Source organism: Paenarthrobacter sp. 2TAF44 (assembly GCF_052114885.1).
GTDB lineage: Bacteria > Actinomycetota > Actinomycetes > Actinomycetales > Micrococcaceae > Arthrobacter.
In genome coordinates this window covers 523,252-543,472 of sequence record NZ_JBFRFP010000001.1, presented here as the reverse complement: position 1 = coordinate 543,472, position 20,221 = coordinate 523,252, and the positions used below count along the sequence as shown (strand labels likewise).

The 20,221-nt window shown below is 61.2% G+C and carries 14 protein-coding genes; 11 read left to right on the top strand and 3 right to left on the bottom strand.

What is annotated here, in order from left to right; translation table 11 throughout:
• Window positions 1–82 precede the first annotated feature (82 nt).
• The 4 genes from solA to AB4Z15_RS02330 are packed head-to-tail and all read left to right on the top strand — an operon-like array spanning window position 83 to window position 4,782.
• Window positions 83–1,264, top strand: a complete 1,182-nt coding sequence (solA, locus tag AB4Z15_RS02345) for an N-methyl-L-tryptophan oxidase (protein WP_442015881.1) — start codon at window positions 83–85, stop codon at window positions 1,262–1,264.
• Between the two features lie 9 nt (window positions 1,265–1,273).
• Window positions 1,274–2,299 (top strand): D-2-hydroxyacid dehydrogenase, encoded by a 1,026-nt coding sequence (locus AB4Z15_RS02340; RefSeq protein ID WP_442015880.1) that lies wholly within the window; start codon window positions 1,274–1,276, stop codon window positions 2,297–2,299.
• A 46-nt stretch (window positions 2,300–2,345) separates the two neighbouring features.
• The gene (locus tag AB4Z15_RS02335) at window positions 2,346–3,629 is read left to right on the top strand and encodes an aminotransferase-like domain-containing protein (RefSeq protein WP_442015879.1); all 1,284 of its coding nucleotides are present in this window, start codon (window positions 2,346–2,348) and stop codon (window positions 3,627–3,629) included.
• Window positions 3,613–4,782 carry an FAD-dependent oxidoreductase gene (locus AB4Z15_RS02330; protein WP_442015878.1) on the top strand — a complete coding sequence of 390 codons (1,170 nt, stop codon included), beginning with the start codon at window positions 3,613–3,615 and terminating at the stop codon, window positions 4,780–4,782. The genes AB4Z15_RS02335 and AB4Z15_RS02330 overlap by 17 nt, the downstream gene beginning before the upstream one ends.
• A gap of 28 nt (window positions 4,783–4,810) precedes the next feature.
• Here AB4Z15_RS02330 and AB4Z15_RS02325 read toward each other — a convergent pair whose 3' ends face one another.
• Window positions 4,811–5,740, bottom strand: a complete 930-nt coding sequence (locus AB4Z15_RS02325; protein ID WP_442015877.1) for an ABC transporter substrate-binding protein — start codon at window positions 5,738–5,740, stop codon at window positions 4,811–4,813.
• Window positions 5,741–6,198: 458 nt separating this feature from the next.
• Here AB4Z15_RS02325 and AB4Z15_RS02320 point away from each other — a divergent pair, with 458 nt between their 5' ends.
• From AB4Z15_RS02320 to AB4Z15_RS02300, 5 genes are all read left to right on the top strand, one after another.
• Window positions 6,199–6,984, top strand: coding sequence for a hypothetical protein (locus AB4Z15_RS02320; RefSeq protein ID WP_442015911.1), 786 nt, complete (start codon window positions 6,199–6,201; stop codon window positions 6,982–6,984).
• A gap of 171 nt (window positions 6,985–7,155) precedes the next feature.
• Window positions 7,156–9,615: a sensor domain-containing protein gene (locus tag AB4Z15_RS02315; RefSeq protein ID WP_442015876.1), complete on the top strand. Its 2,460-nt coding sequence runs from the start codon at window positions 7,156–7,158 to the stop codon at window positions 9,613–9,615.
• 143 nt (window positions 9,616–9,758) lie between these two features.
• Window positions 9,759–11,078: a hydantoinase/oxoprolinase N-terminal domain-containing protein gene (locus AB4Z15_RS02310; RefSeq protein WP_442015875.1), complete on the top strand. Its 1,320-nt coding sequence runs from the start codon at window positions 9,759–9,761 to the stop codon at window positions 11,076–11,078.
• Window positions 11,075–12,157: a DUF917 domain-containing protein gene (locus tag AB4Z15_RS02305; protein WP_442015874.1), complete on the top strand. Its 1,083-nt coding sequence runs from the start codon at window positions 11,075–11,077 to the stop codon at window positions 12,155–12,157. The genes AB4Z15_RS02310 and AB4Z15_RS02305 overlap by 4 nt, the downstream gene beginning before the upstream one ends.
• A complete protein-coding gene (locus tag AB4Z15_RS02300) occupies window positions 12,150–13,673 on the top strand; it encodes a PucR family transcriptional regulator (RefSeq protein WP_442015873.1) in 1,524 nt (507 codons plus the stop codon). The genes AB4Z15_RS02305 and AB4Z15_RS02300 overlap by 8 nt, the downstream gene beginning before the upstream one ends.
• A gap of 188 nt (window positions 13,674–13,861) precedes the next feature.
• On the opposite strand, the gene AB4Z15_RS02295 is transcribed toward AB4Z15_RS02300, so the two are convergent.
• Together AB4Z15_RS02295 and AB4Z15_RS02290 are read right to left on the bottom strand one after the other, a co-directional pair.
• A complete protein-coding gene (locus AB4Z15_RS02295; RefSeq protein ID WP_442015872.1) occupies window positions 13,862–14,686 on the bottom strand; it encodes an aspartate/glutamate racemase family protein in 825 nt (274 codons plus the stop codon).
• Window positions 14,683–16,035, bottom strand: a complete 1,353-nt coding sequence (locus AB4Z15_RS02290; protein WP_442015871.1) for an MFS transporter — start codon at window positions 16,033–16,035, stop codon at window positions 14,683–14,685. Before AB4Z15_RS02290 ends, AB4Z15_RS02295 begins: the two co-directional genes overlap by 4 nt.
• Window positions 16,036–16,467: 432 nt before the next feature.
• On the opposite strand from AB4Z15_RS02290, the gene AB4Z15_RS02285 reads away from it, so the two are divergent.
• Window positions 16,468–18,519, top strand: a complete 2,052-nt coding sequence (locus AB4Z15_RS02285) for a hydantoinase/oxoprolinase family protein (protein WP_442015870.1) — start codon at window positions 16,468–16,470, stop codon at window positions 18,517–18,519.
• 12 nt (window positions 18,520–18,531) lie between these two features.
• Complete coding sequence (locus tag AB4Z15_RS02280) at window positions 18,532–20,205, top strand: hydantoinase B/oxoprolinase family protein (protein ID WP_442015869.1); 1,674 nt, start codon at window positions 18,532–18,534, stop codon at window positions 20,203–20,205.
• Window positions 20,206–20,221: the final 16 nt, after the last annotated feature.

The window sequence follows — 20,221 nt, the reverse complement described above, 5'->3', positions numbered from 1 at the left end:
AAGGCAAACCAGTTCAGCGAGCCGGACGCCCTCCAGGCGCCTGCAAAGACCAGTACTTCATCACGGAAAGCAAGGTAGGACCATGACAACACTCGAAACAGACGTCGTAATCGTCGGAGTCGGCTCTGTAGGGAGCATGGCGAGTTGGCAGCTCGCCTCCCGTGGTCAACGAGTTATCGGGGTGGACCGTTTTTCAATCCCCGGCCCCTTTTCTGGCTACGCCGGCGAATCACGTGTCTTCCGCAAGATCTACGCAGAGGGCGGGCATTACACCCCTCTCCTGCGGAGGGCACAGGATCTCTGGCGTGATCTGGAGAAGGTCAGCGGAACGCAGCTGCTTAAGACCACGGGTGCTGTCAGTATTCTCAACGAGGACAATCCCAGGTTCGCAGTGCTCATGGCAGCCGGGAAAGAGCATGGCCTCGACTACGAAATTCTCCGGGGCGATGAGGCCAGGACTAAGTATCCCGATCATGTGATCAAGGACACGGATGTCACGATCTTTGATCCTGAGGGCGGCTACCTGAAGTCTGAGAGGTCAGTGACGGCGGCCCTGGCGGAGGCCGCCCGGCTTGGTGCCAAATTCCTGGGAAACCGGAAAGCGCACAGCGTTGAAGCGTACGGTGACCGGTACATTGTCCGGACCGATCAGGAGGAAATCATTGCGTCCCGGGTGATCGTCTCGCAGGGCACTGGTGCGGGACCAGTATGCAAGGAACTCGGGGTTCATCTTTCCGTTCGTCCTCAGGTGCTGACATGGTTCCCGGCTGTGGACCCGTCAATGTGCAGGGAAGACCTGCCCGTCTTCCTCCGGAGGGCGGAGGATGCGGGAAGGTCGGACCGGGCCCTTTTCTACGGGTTCCCGAGCGCTGATGGCTGGACAGTAAAAGTCGCAGGGAGCGTTTACATGGACGAAGTCGAGTCCATGGAGAAGCCTCGTAGTTGGGATCCACAGTATTTGGACCCGATCCGGGCATGGGTCAAGGAATTCATTCCGGGACTGAATCCCGAACCGGTGCGGGTGGCTTTGTGTGCCGACGGTTATACGCCGGACGACACCGGGCTGCTGGGGGCGGTTCCCGGGATGGAAGGCGTTGTTGTGGCGGCTGGCTTCTCCGGCCACGGCTTCAAGATGGCCTCTGCCCTGGGGGCTGTTGCCGCCGACCTCGTGCTGGACGGAACAACGGCCACAGATGTCAGCTTCATGGACGCCGCCAGGTTCCTCGGACCGGACACGCGGCTCACGTCAATGGCTCTAAGCTGAGTTGGGGCCGTGAGTAACTCTGAAAAGACCCGAAGTTCGTTGCCCCATCCAGGACAAGCAACGAAACCCCGCGTCGTTATCCTCACCGCTCCCGGGCAGCCTCTTCCTTACAATCTGGAAGAAATCAGGGCAATTGCCCACGTCACGCTCACGGACGCAGACGGTTTGGCCGAGGCTTCGCGCGGTGCCGCTGTCCTTTTCCTGTGGGACTTTTTTTCCTCGGCGCTCCAGCAGGCCTGGCCCGAAGCTGATGCGCTCCAATGGGTGCATGTGGCTGCAGCAGGTGTGGACGCCATGATGTTCGAGGAACTGAGCGCCTCACAGGTGCTGGTGACAAACGCCCACGGCATATTCGATCAACCGATTGCGGAATTTGTGCTTGCTTCCGTGCTCGCACACGACAAGCAGCTCCACGTGAGCAAGCATCTCCAACAGCAGAACGTTTGGCGGCATCGCGAGCTTACCCGCACTAGCGGCACACAGGCGCTAGTGGTGGGTACTGGAGGCATTGGCCGTGCAATTGCCAGGCTGCTAAGGAACGTCGGTATGCAGGTAGCGGGTGTCGGACGTACAGCGCGCACGGGAGATCCAGATTTCGGCACGGTCTACCCAAGCGCCGAGCTGGCCGAACATGCACGAAAGGCCGATCACCTGGTCCTGATCGCACCGCTCACAGAACAGACTAAACACATGGTGGATCGCGACGTGCTGGCAGCAATGAAGACGTCTGCACACCTCATCAATGTGGGCCGTGGGGCCCTGGTTGACGAGTCGGCACTCATCGCGGCGCTGCGTGAGGGGCGGCTTGCTGCTGCGTCCCTTGACGTATTCAGTGAAGAGCCGCTGGCGCAGGACCACCCCTTCTGGGGCATGGGCAACGTGCATATGTCCGCCCATATGTGTGGCGACGTGGTCGGCTGGCGCGATGCGCTGGCCCGCCAGTTCCTGGAAAATCTACGCCGCTGGACGGCTGGCGAGGCACTGGCCAATGTAGTGGACAAGAGACGCGGCTACGTCAGCACTAGCTCGGCCTGATTAATTGCGCAACACATGAACCTACCCAGAAAGGTCTTTCCAGGCCATGCCCCTGAATATCTCCGATACCCCTTCTCTAGCTGCGCTGCCCTTGGCCGATCGTGCAGCCAACCTCGTCGGCTCAGTCATCGACTCCAGCACGTCGCTGCTGGCTGCGCAGACGCACGACATCGTCCGCTTCGCCATGGGGTCTCCCGCGGATGAGGCAGTGCCGCTGGCCGAATTCCGGGATATCGCTGAAAAGGTCATCGACCACAGCTCCATGACCTACGGTGCCACCGAGGGCGAGCCGGTATTGATCAAGGCGCTTGTGGACTACCTCGCCGGCACGTCAGATCCCACATCCGCCGAACGTGTCACCATCACATCCGGCGGTATGCAGGGACTTGACCTGGCCTGCAAGATCTTCATCAACCCGGGCGATCTCGTAATTGTGGAGAGTCCCACCTACACCAACGGCAGTGCCACTGCACTCAGCTACGGCGCTGAGCTGCTCGAAGCGCCCACCGACGAGAACGGCCTCATCGTCGACGACCTGCCTGGCCTCGTTGCCGCCGCGGGCCGCACGCCCAAGGCCATCTACACCATCCCAAACTTCCAGAACCCGTCCGGGACCACCCTGTCCCTGCCGCGGCGCCAGCGGCTACTGGAGCTGGCGCACGAGTGGAACGCCGTCATCATCGACGATGACCCCTATGGTCTGCTCCGCTTCGAGGGTGACGACCTTCCGTCCTTCCAAGCCCTGAGCCCCGGGGACCCCCTGATCTTCTCCGTCCGCACTTTCTCCAAGATCCTGGCCCCGGGCCTTCGCGTGGGCTGGATGGACACTGATCCTGCGATTCGCCAGCTTGCCATTAATGCCAAACAGGCGATGGATACCAGCACGAACGTTCCCGCTCAACACATTGTGGCGGAATACATACGGCGGGGCTGCCTGGACAAACATCTGGCCGGTCTGCGCACGGACTACAAGCGCCGTAAGGACTCGATGCAGGCAAGCATCCGTCGGCACCTGGGTGACCGGGTAACCACCACCGATCCCGAGGGCGGCTTCTTCATTTGGCTCACGCTCCAAGGCGAAGACGCCGCAATCTCCACGCGGAAGCTCTTCGAGACTGCCCTCGCAGAGGGTGTCGCATTCATCCCGGGCTCTGCGCTGTCCCCAGGTGGAAGGTTCGACGACGCGTTGCGGCTCTGCTTCGCGTCCACCACTCCCGAACGGGCCGAGGAAGGCATTGTCCGCCTTCGCCGGGCGATGAACCTTGAGCTTGCCAAAGCAGAGCGCGTTGAGCCGAACAGTACAAAGGAACGTTATGCAAACGGATTTTGACGTCGCGGTAATAGGCCTGGGTGCCATGGGCAGCATGGCACTCTGGCAACTCGCCGAAGACGGATTGAATGTCATTGGGTTCGAACAGTTCGGAGTAGGCCATGATCGCGGAGCGGTGGGAGGGGAGACAAGGCTGTTCCGCCGGATGCAGACCAGCCGGCCTGACTACACTCCCATCATCGATATCGCCCGCAGGCAATGGCATAATCTGCAGGAATTCTCCAGCGTCCAGCTCCTCACTGAGACTGGTGGTTTGACGGTTGGTCCCGCCAACGACCCAAGGCTGATCGCCTTCCGGACGGCAGCACGGGGAGCCGGTGTCGAGACGGAGACACTTGACCGCAAAGAAATGAATGATCGGTTTCCCGAACACTGGCTTGACCACGATGAGGTGGGAATTTTCGATCCAACGCAAGGATTCATCCGCTGCGAACAGGCAGTACTAACCGCCGTCGCGCGAGCACGGGCGTTGGGGGCCAACGTCCAGGACTATTCGAAAGTCCGCATCGAGCACTCCACGGCGGATGGGGTGATCTTGACTGACGGCCCACGTGAGTGGAAGGCCAAGAAGGTAATCATCACCACCGGCTCCTGGTCCGGGGATCACCTTGATGCAGAGCTTCGGGGCAGGAGCCGTCCGGGACGTATCAGGTTAACGTGGTTTACCCCACTGCCCGGACACGACTTCGGGCCGGCAACCTTTCCAGTCTTCGACCGTCTCGTGTCGGACGGGATTCTCTATGGAGCGCCGAGCCTCGATGGAGGTGGGTCCGTTAAAATCGCGCCGGGCGGTGCACCCACCGACATCTCGGATCCGGATGACTACCTCCGCGGGCAGAGTGTTGATGAGATCCGATACATGGAAGAGCATGTAGCGCGGTATTTTCCGGGACTCCATCAGAGCCCAATCCGGGCCTGCGCTTGGACGGACTTCTATGTGGATGACTGGATTCCTTTCCTCGGTCTTCTGCCAGGCAGCGAAAATGTTGTGCTCGCAAACGGATTTGCCGGCTTCGGCTTCAAAATGTGCCCTGCAATTGGACGAATTGCCGCAGACCTGGTCCAAGGAAAGATCGAAACAAAGTTTCAATTTATGGACCCGTCACGCACGATAGTCACCCGTTTGACTCAAGCAGGTCCTATGCTCAGGTGATGGAGAACTATTTGTTGCAGGGACGCCGCTAGCGGATTGCAGCTTCAGTGATAGCTGATTCTCCCAGGCCCCAGTAGTCCAGGGACTTCTTGTATTCCGGGGATTCCAGAACGGACTGGATGGCTGCCTGCAGGGCCGGTGTCAACGGGGAGCCCTTCTTTAGCGCCATGGCGACGGTGGTGTTTGTGCGGGTATCCATCCTCGGCTCCAGGACGGTGAAGTGGTTGGGATGCTGATCATTGGCCCAGGCCAGGGCACTGGCATCGTAGAAGACGCCGTCGACACGCTTGGAGTCCAGCTGTGTCAGGGCCTCCTGGATGGTGGGCAGTGTTACAGCGTTGATGGCGGGCTGGCCCTTTTCCTCACAGGTCCACTTTGAGACGTTCGGCAGGTGGTTCAGCTGCTGGGTGGAGCCTTTGGCCACGGCGATGTTCTTGCCGCAGAGCGTATCGTTGGTCAGCTTGAGCGGATTGCCGTGGGGTACCGCCACGGCCGAGCCGCCCTTCAGATAGTTGATCATGTCCAGGACCTTCAGCCGCTGTTCCGTGGCGGCCATGGTGGTGGCGGTGAAGTCGTAGCGGCCGCCGTCGATACCGGGAATGATGGTGTCGAACGCCGTGTTTTGGAACGTCAGTTTCAGCCCCAGTTTTTTGGCCACCAGGCGGGCAAGGTCCGGGTTCACGCCGATCGGGGTTGTGTTGTCCTCGGCGAGGAACGTCATTGGCGGGGAGCTGAGGTCCATCGCGACCGTTAGCTCGCCCTTGTCCTTGATGGCCTTCGGCAGCAACGCCACTGCGGCGGCGTCCGGCTGGACACCCTCTGAGATGTCACGAGTGTTCTGCGTCTTGGGGATATCCGTTCCCTGGGTGCCCGTTGTTGCCGTGCCGCCACAAGCGGTGAGGGCCAGCAGGACGGCCAGCCCGAGAGCGGCAGTCTGGATCTTGGTTATGGACTTCATGGGTGCTTCCCTTAAACGGGCTTCAGGTGAAAGTTCTGGTTAATGGATTATTCGAGGAGTCCGGCCAATCTGCTGCCGAATAAAGGCCAAGAGTGACTTGGTGGAATCCCTGAGGTCTTCCCATTGGTCAGGTGACGAAGTACCGGTACCTGCCGTGGACATCAACCAAGCGAAAGTGTCAGAGTAGTTTGTGTTTTCGTCATCTATATGCTACATCGCCAGACGTGCGCTTTACGTAAACCTCCAGCATTCAGCCGCATTGGACCAAGTCCGGCTTGCGCGTCCCAGCCGTTACAGGCATTCCCCTATCGCTTTTGAAGCGCCGATAACCGTGGCTCGGTCAAGCTGGCCACTCAGCCCGCTTTACCTTGACCTGTGCAGCCGGGAGTCTCATGCTTGGTACCTGATTGCATAGAGCCGAAATGGGGCCGACCGTGAACATCACTCACACCACGCCGATGCTAACCCGCTTTCGTTATCCGCTGGCCGCCTTTGCAGCAATGCTGTTGACGCTCCTCGGCCTCCCTGCGGAGGCCGCAACAGCCCCCGGCCCAGGCAATGACGTCTCATGGCCGCAATGCGGCAAGGCGCTGCCTAAAGGCCAGACCTTTGGAATTGTTGGCGTCAACAATGGCACCGCCAACACGACCAATCCCTGCCTCGCGGCTGAGCTTTCCTGGGCGGGCTCATCAACTGGCGCTACGGCGCAACCCAAGGTGGCGCTTTACGTAAATACTGCTAATCCGGGATCGGCCGGTTCCTGGTGGCCCACAAGCAATTCATACGGCGGAACTACTGTCAGCAACCCCTATGGCCAGTGCACGAGCGGATCTTTTGGAGCGGCCTGCTCGTATATGTACGGGTATGCCAAAGCATATGACGATGCAAACATCCGAGGCGTGAGCAGTCCCGGCTCATACGTCTGGTGGCTCGACGTCGAAACCGGCAACAGCTGGTCCGCGGACAAGGATGCCAACCGCGCGGATCTAGAAGGAATGGTGGCATATTTCGCAAGCATCGGAGCAATGACCGGAATCTACTCCACCACCAGCCAGTGGTCGCAAATAGCGGGCACAACTCCATCATCAAGCCCGCTTTACACGGCCAGAAGCTGGCTCGCCGGCGCGAGTTCGCTGACGTCGGCCAAACGTATGTGCGCTGCTGCGCCGCTGACTGGAGGAGGCAAAGTCACCCTTACGCAATATGCCTCTCGTGGCTTCGATTATGACTATTCCTGCGTCTGAATCCGGAAAACATCTCCGGCTCCACCTTCAGCCCCTGTGAACTGCCTCGTGCAGGGAATGCCGGCCCCGTCGCGGCAGGGGGTTCTCCCGCCTAAGGCGACGTGACCTTATACTCAGCAACTAACCGATGGTGCGATGGCGACCGTTTTCAAAGGAGAACCCGGAGGATCCATGGCGGAGGAACAGCATGAAGATCTGCTGACTCAGGCGCTGCTGCTGGATGAGATCGGCCAGTCGGTGATCGGGATGGACAGCCACTGGAAGATCACTTACTGGAACCGCGCCTCTGAACGCCTGTACGGTTACCGGGCGTCTGAAGTTCTGGGGGTTACCATCGTCGATTTGGGAATCGTCGGCCATATGGCGGCTGTCCCTGGACCTGGTCCCACAGAAAAAGAGATCGTCGGGAGGATAGCCCGGGGCCGGGACTGGGCCGGAGAGTTGTGGATGCGGGACAGGACCGGAAGGGATTTCCCGGTCCATGGGACGATCAGCCCGATCAGGGGCAGGCACACCGTACCGGTGGACATCGTGGCCATTTCGAAGGACATCACAGACAGGAAACACACCGAGGCGGTCCTGCGTCGGCTCTCGGCAATGGTGGAATCCTCTGGCGATGCGATCATCGGCGCAGACATGGACGGGAAGATCACCAGCTGGAACGCAGGCGCGGTCAGGATGCTTGGCTGGAGCCCGGCGGAAGCGATCGGGCGGACGTCCGAGCTCTTCACCATCCGGACGCCCGAAAACGCCGATGACCGTGTTGCTGAACGGATCCGCAGCGGCGCTTTCGTCCCCGGAGTGGAAGCCCAGTGGCAGCGTAAGGACGGGTCGGTCATTGATGTGGAATTGACGGTGTCACCGGTGTATGGGCAGGACGGGATACTGGCCGGGGCCTCCGGGATCGCCAGGGATATCACAGAGATCAAACGCTTGCGGGAACAAGCCGCCGTGGAGCGCCGCCGGCTCCTGGCCGCACAGGAGATGGCACATGTTGGCAGCCTGGAGTACTCGGTCGTGACCGGGGAGATCTGGCATTCCGAGGAATTCGCCCGCATCGTGGGCCTGGGGCCGGAGGAGTCTTTGTCCTGGGAGTGGATGCTGGAGCGGACCCATCCCGAGGACCGCGACCATGTCCGCCACGTCTGGAAAAGCCTTCTTGGAGGCTCAGGCTCGGCTGACTTCGAATACCGGATCATCAGAGGCGGGGCTGAGCAGCGGTGGCTGCACTCGAGGATACGAAGCGTGGATGGCCCCGATGGGAAACCTCTACGGCTTCTTGACACAGTACTGGACATCACTGAACGGAAGAACGCTGAACAGGTGCTGTGGTGGCAAGCCCGCCATGACGCCCTCACCGGACTGCCGAACAGGTACCTGATCACCGAGGTGCTCCAGGATTTCCTGGGCCGGGGCTCACGGCCCGCAGTGATGTTTGTTGACATAGACCGGTTCAAATTGGTCAATGACGGCATCGGTCACCGAGGTGGGGACAGGATCCTGAGGCTGCTGGGTCAACGACTCCTGCTGGCGGTCAGGTCCGGCGACACCGTTGGCAGGTTCGGGGGTGATGAATTCGTCATCGTCTGCGAGAACATGGGGATGCAGACAGCGAAGGTATTGGCCGGACGCATTCGCGATTGCATCAGGGCGCCATTCGAGATTGAGGAGCGGCAGGTTTTTCTCAATGTCAGTGTCGGCATCGCTCTGGCCGGACCGGATGACACGGCGGAGTCCATGCTCGGCGGGGCTGATACGGCGATGTATCGGGCCAAATCAACTGGAGGGAACGCTTCGGTGGTTTATCACTCTCAGATGACTCAGCGGGCAAGCGGGCGGTTGGGCTTGGAGTCGGACTTGCGGCTGGCGCTGGACCGGGGAGAGCTTCACCTGCACTATCAGCCAATCATCGACCTTGGCACGCACGCGCCGCTGGGGTTTGAAGCGCTGCTGCGGTGGAACCACCCCCACCATGGTCTCATCCCACCGGCAACGTTCATCCCGGTTGCCGAAGAGACGGGTCTGATCGTCCCGATCGGAACCTGGGTCCTGCAGGAAACTCTGCGCCAGGTGCAGCAGTGGCGCCAGGAAGTGGAGGGGGCCGCGGACCTTTCAGCCGCCGTGAACATCTCCGGACGGCAGTTGGTGATGAAGGATTTCCCGGACCTTGTGGAGGGAGCAATTCTGGCGTCCGGTATGGACGCTGCGGCTGTTCAGTTGGAACTCACGGAGACTGTTTTGATGGACGAGCCGGACCTGCCCAAGGAAACCCTTCAGCGGCTTTCTCGTCTGGGCGTCGGCCTTTCCATTGATGATTTCGGGACCGGCTACTCCTCCTTGAGCTACCTCAAGTGGCTCTCGGCGCGGACGCTGAAAATCGATCGCGTCTTCATCAGGGAACTGGGGGAGGACCCCCACGCGGGCACGGTCATCGAACTTGTCCTGGGCATGGCCAAGAGCCTCAAACTGAACGTTATTGCAGAAGGCGTCGAAACGCGCGGGCAGCTCAAGGAACTTCGCCGGTTGGGGGTCACCCGCGCCCAAGGGTACCTCTGGAGCAAACCAATTCCCTCAGATCGCGTCTCCACATGGTTGAACGGCCGGTTACGGCAACCCGCACAACAGCAGTAACGACCCCACAGTTGAACGGCCTGCTTTACGTGCGAACTTGGGGGGAGACTTAGAGGATGACTAGTGGTGGACCGTATACACATGGAAAATATTCACCACACGGCAGATACTCACCGTTGATGGACGCCAGGCAGGACTGAACAATGAGAGTGGGACTGCGGCTACAGGGAACCAGTTGCCGGAGCGTTGTGCTGGACGGGCGGACTGTAGTTTCCGCCGCTCGGGAGGTACACGCGGGCAGCTTGCAGGAAGCATTGGAATTGTCCCTGTCAGGGCTCCGTCGGGAGTTCAAGTCAGGCATCTCGGAGATCACTGCCAACGTCGGGCGGGTCTTGGCGGAGCGGAAACTGGACGACGTCGTCGCCATCCGCATCTCGCCCCGTCCCCCTGCGGACGCCTTCCATATGACAGTGCTGCCACCCATTGTTGAGCCTGCAGTGACCCGGACGGTTCATGTCCGTGGTGGTCACGACCTGCGGGGAAGGCCTCTGGCCCGGTTGGGCATGGAGGGGTTCCTGGCCGATCTCCCCGGCATCCTCTCCGGTGGCGTACGGAACGTGGCGATAACTTCCGTCGGTTCGACGTCGTCAAGGGACCATGAAACGCGCATAGCCGATGCCATCCTCAGCAACGACACAGATATGCGGATCAGTATTTCCAGCGACTTCTATTCCAGCGTTTTCCGAGACCGGGACTACACCGCCATCCTCAATAGCGCCCTGATGCAGACGGGGGAAGAGCTGGCTGTCATGCTTGAGGAGGCAGGGCGGCGTCAGTTCCCGGCCACTCTCTTGTCGTTTGCAAAGAACGACGGCGGCCGCGCACCTCTGTCACGGCTGGCCCTGACGCCTGTGCACGGGTTGCGCGCCGAGTCCGCGATGGGAATCCTTGGAGCGGCCACGTTGGCCAGGATCCCCGAAGGGGAAGTCATTCTCTGCATGGAAGATGGGGCCACCGTGGGTCACATCCACGGAGGCCTGCCCTTCGCCAGAAGCCTCATTCGCCAAGGATTTGACGCAAGCCTCGCGAGCAACGCCGCCATTCTTGAGCCGTACACCGCCCACCATCCGGTTCGCGCAGACATTCCATCCGTGATTGCCGACCTCCGCGAGCGCCAGGACACCGCTCTGCCATTCGGGCTGGTGCCCACTCTGCCGGCGGCCCAGGACGCCGCGCTGGTAGGATCTGCCGCGGCGCCGCTGACAGCTTGGATCGACAGGCTCGAGACCGTCAGCGGCCGGGTTGACCTGAAACGCGTACAGAACCTCGCCGAAGACGACGCCCACTCAGCGGCGGTCCAGTTAGGCGCCAGCCCCGGGCAAACCCACATCATCGAATCGAACGTCTATGCCATGCCCTACGGCAACCCCGGAATCGTTCGAATCCGGGTCCAAGCGGCGGGAGAAACGTCCGCCAACGAAGAACACGTGCTGCCCACAGCCGCGCGGGGAGCCACCCCATGAGTACCGTACTCACTACCGAGGACGTCCGGAACCTGCGCACCGGGGCCCACTTCCTGACCTGCACCATCGATCCGACGGCGATCTACATCTACGCAGAAATGATCCAACGGGCGATGGAGGACCGGTCATTGGAACTCATCACGGTCGACGAACTTGCTCCCGACGATCTGGTGGTGGCGGTCGGAATGGTAACGCAGGGCCTTTTCATCGCCGACATGCCTCCCGTGGGTGATGAGTTCCTCGGCTGCATCCGTGCCATCGAGGCCAGTCTCGGCCGCTCGGTGCGGGCGATTTATTCGCTCGCTGCCGCAAACATCAACGGAATCGTCCCACTCATGGTTGGGCTGCAGTCTTCGCTGCCCGTCATCGATTCCGACCCCATGGGCCGCGTCTTCCCCTTGATCAGCCAAACGACGCTGAACATTGGAAACGTGGCGATCGGCCCCGTCGCGCTCATGGGAGTAACCGGGGAACGGGCGCTGGTTGAGGTCCAAAGCGCCCAGCGGGCCGAAACGCTGGTGCGCGCACTGGTGACCGAACTCGGTGGCTGGGCAGCTACCGCCATGTATCCGTGTTCCGCACGCCAGCTGATGGAGCATGGCGTCCATGGCTCCATCAGCCGAATGATCCGGATCGGGCAAATCCTCGACGCGAGCATCCCCGTTGAGAGAAAGCTGTTGTTGCTCGCCGACCTCCTCGGCAGCACTCGTATCGCCCGGGCCCGCGTGAGCCACATCGAAAGCCTCTCCCGGCCCACAGACCTTGGCCTGCCGGCGCAGCCGTCCAGCCTAACGCTGGAAGACGAAGGGACCGGACGCATCGTCCGTCTTGAAATCCAGAATGAGATCCTGCTGGTCCTCGTGGACGGTGCGGTAACAGCAGCTGTCCCCGACATGGTGACGCTGCTCAATGCCGAGCAGGGCACGGTGGTCAACATCGACGACGTCCAGGTGGGCGACGTCATGGACATCCTGAAGATCACGGCAGCGTCGCAGTGGTACACGGAGGCGGGGCTTGATCTCACCGAGCCAAAGGCCTTCGGCATTCCGATGGTGCACCCAAGGCGGCGACATGCGTAGATCGAAAAATGAAACGCGGCTGGATGTCGCCGGCCTGTTGGCGCACGGCTCCCTACGTGGCACCGCGCCGCTATATCTCACGCCATCCAGCGGGTTGATAGAAGGTGTTGTTCTCGTCTCCCAGCTTGAGGCAATCCGGCAGGTGCGGCCCAATACTCTGGTCGTCCTGTCCTCAGAGATGGGATCAGGGGGCTGGCTCGTGTCCGCAGCACTGCGACAGGCCTGGGAGCGGAAGGCCAGCGCCGTCGTCGTGGCCGGCAGCGCCTATGCAAGCGCGGCGGTCGGACTGGCCGAGCGGTTGGGCATCACCCTGTTGGCCACCGACGGGGACCCTGCAACGCTGGCACTGGCATTGGCGGCCGAGATAGGAGCGGCCCTGTCAGTGGTCGATGTGGAACTGGCCAGGGTCGCCCGGGCAGTCGCCAAGGACACCTCACTCGGTGATGTCCTCAAGACGATTTCCAAGGAGATGGACGGGGTTGGAGTTTCGCTGGAGTACGACGGCGTGGTTCTGGCCTCCGCCGGAATGCCTTCACGGGAGACTGACGAAGTCATCACCGTGGAAGTCGATGAGCCCAAAAGCGCCGTCCGTTTCACTCTCATGGCCCGGGTGCCGGCTTCCGGCGTCCACAACCTGCGGCTGGTGCACTCTATCCTTGAGGTGGCCACCCCCGCGGTGAAGGCTGCCTGGCTGTTGGAGGACCTATTCAGCTCTGCCCGGGCGGTTCCCACAGCAGCGATCGCCGGGTTGGATCAGGACCCCCAAGCGTCAGGCACGGAGTTCGAGGAAAAACACCGACAGCTGCTGAACCAGTTGGGCTGGCGCGAAGGGGAGCCGTACGTTGCCGTGTGGTTCCGCAGCGGGCAGGTCCAAGACCATCGGCCCGAGCTGACGGCCGTGTTGCGCCTGCTCTGGCGCAAGGTCGCACTACGCAGCCCCTTGGCCGAGGTTCAAGGCGGTTGGCTGACTCTCGTACCGGCCGGGGATCAAGACCTCTCGACCCAGCTCGAAACCCGAATCAGGACACGTCTGGGGCCAGCTCTTGCAGAGCTTGGAATGGTGGCGGGACTGTCCCGATGGCAGGAGGATGCCCCGGCGCTGGCGTCGATCGTGCGTGAAGCGCGGCTGGCGGCTGAATCCGCCCGGTCAACGGGGCCTGGCACGTTTCTGGGCTTCGCCAGTCTCGGGGTGGTCGCCGCCACGACGTTCGTCGACATGGACGCCGTCGCGCTCGTAGCTGAACTAACGCTGCCGCGACTGATGACCTCCCCTGACCGCGACGTGGTCATTACCGCGCTGGCGTCCTTCCTCGATCACCGCGGCTCTGTCAGCCTGGCAGCGAAGTCCCTCAACCTGCACCGGAACACCCTCCAGGCCAGGCTTAACCGGGCAAGGGAACTCGGTGTCCCGCTTGATATCCCCTCTGAGCTGTTGTCCGTCCACCTCATCGCCAAAGTGCTGCAGCGATCCATGCCAGACAAGACGACTTCCGAAGACCCGGTCGAAAACCAGTAAGGACTCCGCTGAGTTTCCACTTTTGATTCCTTCAATTGCTGGCGAACCCCCGAGGAGACCCTCGCCTGCGTCGACCGGGGGATGACAAGGCAAGCGAGGGTCTCGGGTTACCTCCGCCCAAAGAGGCTGTAGGGGGTGGAGGGGCTCGGTGACGCGCCGGCAGTCGGCGTGACGGGCCGGCAATGTATTTACGCGGACACCGTCGTCATTGACACTATGTGCTTTGGTTCGAGAGCAGGGAAGAACCGCTGGCGTTCTTGGGCCGTGGGCCCGTCGTAGCCCAGGCGCTTGCTGTGCGTCCAACCGAACCGACGGACCGAGTCGACGAGCTGCTCGGCATGTTTGAGCGGGGCCACAGTCGCGTCGATCACGGGTACGCCAATTTCCTCCTGAACCGTTCGGAAGAATCCGAATTCGGCCGTACAGCCGAGGATGACCACGTCTGCGCCGTCCTGCTCCACAGCCTTGCGGGCTTCGGTCATGATCCGCTTCTCCGTGAGTACCGGGTCCGCTTGGAAGTCATCGACGCCCATCTCAAGCACGCCCCATGAAGCAAGACGCTCTGATGCGCCGCAACGATGGACGTTCTCGGCCATCTCGGGAATCCACTTTTTCCGGCCGACGAGGATGGAAAATCGCTCTCCCAGACTGCCGGCGATGCTCAGGGCCGAGTGCGCCGGGCCCACCACCACCATGCGATCGGTGATTTCACGGGCCGCCCGCAGCGCCGGGTCGTAAAAACAACCGATGACGGCGGCGTCATAGCCTTCTTCTTCCGCCCACCGCACCGTGCGCAATAGCTGTGGAAGCATGAGTGCTTCGAAAGCGTTGTATTCCACATGGGAGGGGCCCTCTCCCTCAAGGGAGACGACGTCAACCTCGGTGCCGGGACGGACTATCTGGCGGAAGGATTCCGCCATCGCCCGGTTGTACACGTCGGTGTAGAGCGGGTTGATCCATAGGATTCGGACGTTCTGCGAGAGAGCGTCGAGATTGTCGGTTGGGGTGATCATTCCAATTCACTTCCTTCGGTTTCGGGCAAGAACAGGCCAAGGATGACTGTGGCAAACAAGAACATGTTGATAAACAGAATTGTCGAGGTAGCTCCGGTGGCGGATGCCAGGAGGAAACCGACAAGACTTGGTGCGACCGTATTTGCGACGCGCTGACCGAAAATCCCGAACCCGTAACCAGAGCCACGAAGCGCGCTGGGATAAAGCTCGCCCAGCCACGTGTCCCAGACACCCCAGGCACCCAGGGCGAAGAACGCCAGAGAGAACATGCCGATATACATCTCGGTCTCGGTCGAGGCTGTTCCGAAGAAGAATCCGCCGGCAGCCGCCGCCAGGACGTAGATCGTGAATATCCATTTACGGCCAAAGCGTCCGGTCAGGTAGGACGCCGTCATGTATCCGGGGATCATGAGGACGGCGCTTAGGGCGATGAAGGAAAAGCTTGATGAGGCACTCAGTCCTCGCCCTTCAAGCAATGTTGGCATCCACGATTGAAGTCCCCAGTAGCCCCAGGAGAAGGTGAAGTTGATGAGGACCTGAATGATCGTGATCCGGCCCATTCGCTTTTTGAAGAGGCCCCAAATGGACTGCTTCTCGTCCTCCGCCACGGTGAAAATGGTGCCGCGGGAGATGCTGGCTGCCCCCAGACGGTCAAGGACATCATGCGCGTCTTCGTTCCGCCCCCGCCTCGCGAGCCAGTACGGGGATTCTGGAACCACCTTGTACAGAACGATGCCCCACAGGCTCGCAAGTGCGCTAACGGCAATGACCCAGCGCCAGCCGTGCCCTCCGATCAGAGCAGCGGTGCCGAGGGCGGCCAGGATACCAATCGGCCACCCTGCAGCAAGATAGACCGTCGCCCTTCCGCGGACCTTAACCGGGAGCAGTTCTTCAAAATAGGGGAAAGTCACGGTGAAGACGCCGGAGAACAACAGCCCGGAGAGGAAGCGAGCCACCGAGAGGGTCTCAAAGTTTGGTGCGAAGCAACTCAGCAGGGTGAAGACACCATAACCGGCGAAGCTCCAGGCGCACGTGGCTTTCCGCCCGATCCGGTCAGAGATGGGCCCCCAAATCAGCGACCCTGGGATCATACCCAGGAAGAGTGCCGAGATGGCGATTCCTACCTCCGTCATGCCGACCTGCAGGCTGGTAGCCAGATCACCAGCAACATAGGTGAGCATGAGCATTTCCCAGGCTTCGATTGCGAAGGCGAAGAAGAGGACCGCGCAGATCTTCAAGTGGATGGACCCGAAAGGCATGTCGCGGAACGCGTGCCCTACGGCCATGGAGCGAGGTGGGCTCGCCGTCCCGGGCGCTTGCCCTGAAATGAGTGGGTCGATACTGGACATGTCTTGACCTCCGATATTTTGGACGGGATAAGAAGTACACGCAGTGATTCTGTGCACGGAGAACAGTCCGGATATCAAGGAAGTCACCTCGGAGCAGCTCATCCAAGCCTCCACTCGGAGCAGGCCGTCCTAGCCTCCGGCCGAGTGATTGCAATCACAGTACAAACGAGGGGCGCTCAGGCAGTGTTCACTTTGCACTTTTTTGATTCGCCCGTTTGGGCGTAAAGCACTGCCCTTCTCAACGGGCACCGCTCAGTCGAGGTGGAAGAGGCTTGTTGCGGATCTGAGCAGGGCGTACCTGCCAAGCGCCTTTATGCACTCTGCCCGTTCAGCCATAGCCAAATCATGCAGTATGCCCACCTGACTGGTGGGCTGCATATGTAGCGTGATCTCTCACACACCGTTCCATTCCAGAACCATGAGGAGAAACACATGCCGAACTACAGGGTGTCGATGGATATCGGCGGAACCTTTACGGACATTGTGGCGTACGACCAGGACGCCGGAACCTACGCGGCTACGAAAGCGTCCACCACGCCGGGGAACTTGAGTGCCGGAGTAATCTCAGGCCTCGAATCCATAGTTGATGATCTATCGGACATCGATTTCCTGGTGCACGGCACTACCCAGGGCCTGAATGCATTCCTGGAACGTCGGGGGGTTCCCGTGCTACTGCTGGCCACGGCCGGCATCGAAGATACCTATCACATTGCCCGTGGCCCCCGTCTTGAGCTCTACAATGCCCAGTACCGCAAGCCTGCCCCGCTGGTCGAGCGCAAGGACGTCATCGGCGTCGGTGGCAGGCTGGACAGTCAAGGCCAGGAACTCGTGCCCTTGGACGAACTGGCAGTCCGCCAGGCCGCACGCCGGGCAGTGGAGGAGGGCTACGGCGCCGTCGCCGTTGCATTCCTGTTCAGCTACAAGAACCCCTCACACGAACTCAGGGCCCGCGAAATCCTGATCGAGGAACTCGGCGAAGACTTCACAGTCTCCCTTTCGCACGAAGCAGCCAAGGAATGGCGCGAATACGAACGCACGTCTTCCGCCGTCGTCGAGGCCTACACGGGACCGGTGGTACGCAATTACCTCCTGGACTTGGAAGAAAAACTCGCTGACCGGGGAGTGGAAGCCCCGCTGCACATCATGCAGTCCTCGGGAGGTGTGCTCACGGCCGAGTCCGCCCGTAAGCGTCCTCTGCAGACACTGCTTTCGGGCCCGGTCGGCGGTGCCATGGGCGATGTCGAACTGGCGGGTGTCTCGGGAAACCGCAATCTCATCGGCGTGGACATGGGCGGCACATCCTTTGACGTTTCCTTGGTGGTTGACGGCAAACCGGATGTCTCCACGGAGGCCCACCTTGAAGGTCTGCCCATGCTCATGAGCGTTGTCAACATCCACACCGTCGGCGCTGGTGGCGGTTCCGTCGCTTGGCTCGAAGCCGGCGGCCTGCGTGTCGGACCGCGTTCTGCAGGAGCAAACCCCGGACCGGCCTGCTACGGCCGCGGCGGGACGGAACCCACCGTTACCGACGCCAACCTCGTGCTCGGCCGTGTCGACCCCGACTGGTTCGCCGGGGGACAAGTCGCCTTGGACCGTGAAGCCGCGATAAAAGCCCTGAAAACAGTAGGTGACCAGCTCGGCCTGGACCCCATCGCCATGGCCGAAGGCATCTGCGACGTCGCCAACTCGCAGATGGCACAGGCCATCCGGACCATTACCATCTCCCGGGGCATCGAACCCCGCGACTTCTCCCTCGTGGCCTTCGGTGGAGCCGGCCCCATGCACGCCGTCTTCCTCGCTAAGGAACTTGGCATCCCGGAAACGATCGTTCCGCGCTTCCCGGGCGCTTTCTCGGCATGGGGCATGCTGCAAACCAACATCCGTAAGGACTTTTCCGAGCCCTACTTCTACCTCGACGAAGACATCGATGTGGCGGACATGGCCGGCATCCTGCGCTCAATGGAGGTCGAGGGCCTGTCGTCACTGGTCTCGGAAGGGGTCCCGGAGGAAAGCCGCGCCACGACGGCGTCCGTGGACGTCCGTTATCAATCGCAGGAGTTCTCCCTCAACGTTCCGCTGACGTCCGCTGACGAACCCGAGTCTCCAGACTTCGTCGCAAACCTCGCTGTTCGCTTTTCCGCGATGTATCACGAGCGCTACGGCCACTCCAACCTCGGCGCCCCGATCGAAATCGTCACGCTGCGGACGCAGGCCGTCGGTGACCTTGGACGATTGGAAGCTCCCAGTCACGTCACTGCACAGGGCCCGGAGTTCAAGCACGAAATCCGCCGTGTGGTCTTTGACCACGTCGAGCACAACACCGTCGTGGTCCGCCGGGACGACCTCGGCGCCGGCCACACATTCGAAGGGCCCGCCATCATCGTGGAGCAGACCGCCACCACCGTGGTTCCCCCCGGGTTCAACGTCAAGGTCGACGAGTTCGGCTCACTAATCATCCGCTCAGAAGATGTCGAAGGAAACTGAGGTACCAAAAAAATGACACTTGAAGCAGTCAAAACCCTGGATCCCGTCACCGTGGAAATCATCCGCAACGCTCTCACCAGCGCAGCCGATGACATGAACGCCACACTGATCCGTTCCGCCTACTCACCCATCCTCTATGAGGGCGGGGACTGCGTCGTGGCCCTCCTGGACACCGAACACCGCGTGCTCGGACAGTCCGCTGGCCTGCCGCTGTTCCTCGGCAACCTCGAAACCTGTTCGATCGCTGTGGAGGAGATGTATGGCCGCGCGGTCTGGCAGGAGGGAGACATCTGGATCCTCAACGACTCATACCTGGGCGGCACCCACCTGAACGATGTGACCCTTTTTGCTCCTATTTTCGACGAAGGCGCAGTGGTCGGATTCGCGGCCACGCGTGCTCACTGGATGGACATGGGATCCAAGGATGTCGGCGGCTCGATGGACTCGACGGATATCTTCCAGGAAGGCTTCAGGATGGGGCCTGTGAAGCTGGTCGAAGCCGGAATCGAGACTTCGGTTGTGGACCTGATCCGGACCAACGTGCGTTTCCCCTACCAGACCATTGGTGACATGCACGCGATGATCGCAGCCCTTCGAATGGGGACCACCCGGATGAAGGAGCTCGTGGGCAGGTACGGAATGGAGCAGCTGGATGCCGCCCGGGATGAGATCTTCCGCCAAACGGAGGAAATTGAGCGTGCGACGGTCCGCAATATCCCGGACGGGGTCTACGAAGCCGAGGGTTTCCTGGACAACGACGGCATCAATCTGGACACTCCCATTCCGATCAAGCTGCGGATCACTGTAGCCGGCGACACCGTTGACTTCGACGTCACCGGATCGGCGGACCAGACCACGGGGCCGGTTAACTGTGGTGCCGCCCAGGCTGTCTCGGCACTGCGCGTGGGCTACAAACTCCTTGTCAGCCCCGAGTCCAACTCCAACGGCGGTTCCTTCCGGCCAATGACCACGCAGGTTCGGTCCGGCTCAGTGCTCGGCGCCGTGACGCCAGCTCCATGCCAGTGGTACTTCTCCCACCTTGGGCTGCTGATCGACCTCGTCTCAAAGGCAATGGCCCCTGCCATGCCGGACCGCGTCGCCAGCGCCAGCCACGGCGACTCAATGATCATCACCGCTGCCGGTTTCGACGCCCGCTTCGGCCGGAACTTCGTCACAATGGAGGCAACTCTGGGCGGCTGGGGTGCCTGGCAGGGCACGGATGGGGAATCAGCCATGATCAACAACGTCAACGGCTCCCTCAAGGACCTTCCCATCGAGATGCTGGAAACGCGCTACCCGTTCCGGATCAACGAGTACTCCATCCGCCCCAACTCCGGGGGCCCCGGACAGTACCGCGGCGGCAACGGCGTGGTACGCGAATACGAATTCCTGGCCGACTGCGTGGTCGGACTCTGGTTCGAACGGTCAAAGACCCCCGCCTGGGGGCTCTTCGGCGGATCAGACGCCCAGGGCCCGGAAGTTGTGATCAACCCCGGCCGCGCTGATGAGATCCGCACGCTGAAGGCGAACGCCCACAAGATCAAAGCCGGCGACGTCGTCCGCCTCGCCGTGGGAGGGGGCGGCGGCTTCGGAGACGTCTCCAAGCGCTCCCGCGAAGACATCACCCATGACATCGTCAACGGCTTCATCACCGAGGACTTCGCCAAGACGCACTACGGCTACTAAGCAACGCCAGTGGATG

Bases quoted from the DNA above. Each gene is read 5' to 3' on its own strand.
- solA (WP_442015881.1), top strand. From the start codon at position 83: ATGACAACACTCGAAACAGACGTCGTAATCGTCGGAGTCGGCTCTGTA.
- AB4Z15_RS02335 (WP_442015879.1), top strand. From the start codon at position 2,346: ATGCCCCTGAATATCTCCGATACCCCTTCTCTAGCTGCGCTGCCCTTG.
- AB4Z15_RS02330 (WP_442015878.1), top strand. From the start codon at position 3,613: ATGCAAACGGATTTTGACGTCGCGGTAATAGGCCTGGGTGCCATGGGC.
- AB4Z15_RS02325 (WP_442015877.1), bottom strand. From the start codon at position 5,740: ATGAAGTCCATAACCAAGATCCAGACTGCCGCTCTCGGGCTGGCCGTC.
- AB4Z15_RS02320 (WP_442015911.1), top strand. From the start codon at position 6,199: ATGCTAACCCGCTTTCGTTATCCGCTGGCCGCCTTTGCAGCAATGCTG.
- AB4Z15_RS02315 (WP_442015876.1), top strand. From the start codon at position 7,156: ATGGCGGAGGAACAGCATGAAGATCTGCTGACTCAGGCGCTGCTGCTG.
- AB4Z15_RS02310 (WP_442015875.1), top strand. From the start codon at position 9,759: ATGAGAGTGGGACTGCGGCTACAGGGAACCAGTTGCCGGAGCGTTGTG.
- AB4Z15_RS02305 (WP_442015874.1), top strand. From the start codon at position 11,075: ATGAGTACCGTACTCACTACCGAGGACGTCCGGAACCTGCGCACCGGG.
- AB4Z15_RS02300 (WP_442015873.1), top strand. From the start codon at position 12,150: ATGCGTAGATCGAAAAATGAAACGCGGCTGGATGTCGCCGGCCTGTTG.
- AB4Z15_RS02295 (WP_442015872.1), bottom strand. From the start codon at position 14,686: ATGATCACCCCAACCGACAATCTCGACGCTCTCTCGCAGAACGTCCGA.
- AB4Z15_RS02290 (WP_442015871.1), bottom strand. From the start codon at position 16,035: ATGTCCAGTATCGACCCACTCATTTCAGGGCAAGCGCCCGGGACGGCG.
- AB4Z15_RS02285 (WP_442015870.1), top strand. From the start codon at position 16,468: ATGCCGAACTACAGGGTGTCGATGGATATCGGCGGAACCTTTACGGAC.
- AB4Z15_RS02280 (WP_442015869.1), top strand. From the start codon at position 18,532: ATGACACTTGAAGCAGTCAAAACCCTGGATCCCGTCACCGTGGAAATC.